Below are 3769 nucleotides of genomic sequence, written 5' to 3'. Positions count from 1 at the left end.
TTGTATTACTAATTGGGCTTTTAATTGAAGGATATTAACATATGTAGAAGCTACATAATATATAGTAGCTAATTTTTGTTGTTCAAAAGCTTTTCTACTTGAGTCCAGTGTCAATTTATCAATATATACACTGGCGTTAATTTGGTCATTAAATATAACTTGTGAAAGTTGTAGGTATGAAGCTACACTATTTGTAGGGTATCCTTGTTTAAAGTCAGGAGATCTATCATCTAAAGCTAAGTAACCCATATTGGCTGAGAGCTGTGGTAAACGTTTAGAGTTAGTAACTTTGACATTGTAGTGATTAGTTAAAATATTTTGTCTAATTTGAAGTACATCAAGATTAGAGCTAAGAGCCCTATTTACAGCATTTTTCAGCGTAAGTTTAGGATTTGGAATATCTGGAACATTAATTTGAGATAAATCTTGAAGAAAAATAAGGTTAGGGTAGATATCAATCTTTGCTGCCACTTCAGAGTTTAAATATATATCTTTAAGCGGTGGATTAACTTCAACTATTGTGCTCATATCTTTCTTTGTCTTAAAAAACATATAATTTAAAGAGGCTGCTCTCAATCTTTTTCTAAATTCTTTGTTCAAATTTAAGCCTGCATAAGCATAAGGTTTTAATTCTTCATTAAAATCTATTAGAAAAGAGGGAACTTTTTTTTGATTGCATTCAATAAATTTTCCTTAGTAGATTTCAGAACATTAATTTTAATTCCGGGAATATTTGTATTTTGAGCAAGTTTTTGTAAATTGCTTGAATTCATATTGGAGATTAAAACATCTATTTCTGTGATACTATTCAGCTCTTTAAAAGGTGCTAAATAATTATTTAAATCAAGATTACTATATATATAGTTTAAATTTTTAGGAGTATTACTTCTCTTGTCTCCAAATCCTAAAGGCATAGAGTAAAACTTACTCTGTTGTAAATTGCTTATATTTTCTAATGGTGCACAAGTCAATATAAAAACTCCATCAATTTTGGGATTTTTATTTAATTTATTTATTCCATCTTGAATATTATGATTTGTCAGATAAAATGTTTCAGTGATTTTCGGAGAAAAATTTGTACCTGCAAAATTTTTATTTAATTCATCCTTTAAGATTTCTAAAGCATTTTCCGAACATTGAGAATGATTTTCTAGGATAACTCCAACATCAAGAGTTTTAGCGAATAAACAGAAATTGAAAATAAAAAGTAAAAAAAGTATTTTTCCCATAAGGACCCTCCCACAAAAAATTAGTTGTATCAATAGCATATTCTGTTTCAAACAAAAAAATCCTTTTGAAAATAAAAAAAGAAGTATAAAATACTCCTTTTAGACCTATAATATATTAAAATTAAAAATTATTTAAATAGCTCTCAGCATCCAATATTATATTCTCCACACATCCTTTTTCAAAAGGTGATATCAATTTAGCAACTTTTAATAAATTTAAAAAAGATTTTGTTCCTCCCTCATGACAAAGATTCAAATAATCTTTCCAACTTTCTTGATAATTTTTATTCATTTTTTGCCAAAATTGTAATGCACATATTTGAGCCAAACTATAGTCTATATAATAGAATGGAAGTTCAAATATGTGAGCTTGTTGAAACCACCATGTTCCTTTTTCTAAAAATGGATTTTCTGAGTAATCACAATGTGGTTTATAAATTTTTTCCAAATCTCTCCAGATAAATTTTCTCTCTGTAGGTGTTAAATTTGGATTTTCATAAATTTTATGTTGAAAGTGATCAACTAAAACTCCATAAGGAATAAATTTAATAGCATTACTTAAATGTAGAAATTTATATTTATTTGTATCTTCTTTAAAGAAGTTTTCCATCCAATTCATAGTAAAAAATTCCATACTCATTGAATGTATTTCAGAGCTTTCATATGTTGCCCATAACAACTCTGGTACTTCAATCCAACTTGATCTGTAGGCTTGAAAAGCGTGACCAGCTTCATGTGTCAGAACATCAATATCCCCACTTGTTCCATTGAAATTTGAAAAGATAAATGGTGATTTATAATCTGGAATAAATGTACAATATCCCCCTCCAGCTTTACCTTTTTTAGTAGTCAAATCCATTAGATCATTGTCTATCATAAAATCAATAAATTCAGATGTTTCAGGTGAAAGCTCATGATACATATATTTTCCTTGTTCTATAATCCAATTTGCGTCACCTTTAGGAGTAGGATTTCCATCATTAAATTCAAATTTTTCATCATAATATCTAAGTGAATCTAATCTTAATCTTATTCTTTGTTTTTCATATAAAGATGAAGCCAGTGGGACAACACTATCTATGACTTGCTTTCTAAAAGAATCCACCATTTTGGCATCATAGTCCACTCTGTTCATTCTTAAGTAGCCAAGTTCAATGAAATTATTAAATCCTAATTTTTTAGCAATTTTAACTCTTACTCTAACAAGATTATTAAATATTTCATCAAATTCAGTTTCATTGTTTAAAAAAAATGTGGATTTTGCTTCTTGCGCAGCCTTTCTTATAGTTCTATCGCTAGAAAGAATAAAAGGAGTCATTCCAGATAAGTTTCGTTCTTTTCCGTCGAACATAATTTTAGCAGAAGCTAGGAGCTTTACATATTTTGAAATTTGTTTATTTTCTTCCTGTAAATCTTCAATAATATCTGGAGAAAATATTTTTAAGCTATTTTCCATCAATCTAAATAGTTGTTCTCCGTATTCTAAGACTAAATTGACCCTATTGTTATGGTTAACCATGATTTCATAGAAAAGGCTATCTAACTCTTGATAAAAAGGGGATATTTCATCCCAATATTCATTTTCATTGTCATAAAATTTATCTTCAGTGTTTATAGTATGCCTGATATTGGCAATACTGGACATGGATGATACGTTATTTCTAACGGTATTAATTTCATGAATTAAATTTTTTTGTTCTTGAATGTTATCTGAATCTTTTAACTTTTGTATCAAATCTATTAAAGTCTTTTTTACTAAATTATAATTAGGTCTCTCATATTTAAAATCTTTAAATTTCACAATACCCTCCTTTTTTATCTTTAAAATAACCCTATTATAGATGAAAAACTAAATATCATCAACAAAAATATTTTAAAGGAAAAGATTGAAAAAAGTTGTATAAAGACAAAAATGGATTTTTTGAATGGGGGTATATATGAAAAATATAGATAAATTAGAAAAGTTAAAAAAATCTTTTGAAAAAAATAAAGATTTAATAACTAGTGCTTTGTATAAAGATTTAGGAAAAAATTTCGAAGAGAGTAGATTGTTAGAATACTACCCCGTTATATCCGAATTTGATTATTTTCTAAAAAATTTAGAAAAATGGAGTGAACCTGAAAAAATTAAAAGCTTTTTTAATTTTATTGGATGTGGTACAGTTATTCAACCAGAACCCTATGGAAAAGTGTTGATTATTTCACCTTGGAACTATCCTTTTAACTTGACGTTTATTCCTTTAATAGGTGCAATTGCTGCTGGAAATGAAGTTGTTTTAAAACCATCAGAAAATTCCAAAGTCTCAAGTGATGTTATAAAAAAGATAATTGATGAAAGTGGTATAGAAAATATAACTGTTATATTGGGAGATAAAGAGGTAACAAAGGAACTTTTAAAATCAAAGTTTGATTATATATTTTTTACAGGAAGTACAAGTGTTGGAAAGGAAATCTATTTAAAAGCAGCTGAAACACTCACACCAGTGACACTGGAATTAGGTGGGAAATCACCTGTTATTATAGAAGATGAAAATTGTCTG

The 3769-nt window shown here is 27.8% G+C and carries 4 protein-coding genes; 1 reads left to right on the top strand and 3 read right to left on the bottom strand.

All coding sequences use genetic code 11. The features are described 5' to 3' along the window. The 3 genes from ACWI69_RS11835 to ACWI69_RS11825 form a co-directional block, all read right to left on the bottom strand. Positions 1-552, bottom strand: a 552-nt coding sequence (locus tag ACWI69_RS11835) for a TolC family protein (RefSeq protein WP_448822038.1), incomplete at its 3' end; no start/stop codon positions are given. Positions 553-647: 95 nt separating this feature from the next. Further along, a complete protein-coding gene (locus tag ACWI69_RS11830) occupies positions 648-1229 on the bottom strand; it encodes a hypothetical protein (RefSeq protein WP_448822037.1) in 582 nt (193 codons plus the stop codon). A 121-nt stretch (positions 1230-1350) separates the two neighbouring features. Beyond that, positions 1351-3030, bottom strand: coding sequence for a M3 family oligoendopeptidase (locus ACWI69_RS11825; RefSeq protein WP_448822036.1), 1680 nt, complete (start codon positions 3028-3030; stop codon positions 1351-1353). Positions 3031-3166: 136 nt separating this feature from the next. Between ACWI69_RS11825 and ACWI69_RS11820 the strand changes: the two genes are divergently transcribed. Next, on the top strand, positions 3167-3769 hold a 603-nt coding region (locus ACWI69_RS11820), incomplete at its 3' end, for an aldehyde dehydrogenase family protein (protein ID WP_448822035.1).

Source organism: Cetobacterium sp. (assembly GCF_977044495.1).
The sequence above is the reverse complement of the archived record's forward strand: the minus strand, read 5'-3'. Positions and strand labels throughout refer to the sequence as shown.

Bases quoted from the DNA above. Each gene is read 5' to 3' on its own strand.
- ACWI69_RS11830 (WP_448822037.1), bottom strand. From the start codon at position 1,229: ATGGGAAAAATACTTTTTTTACTTTTTATTTTCAATTTCTGTTTATTC.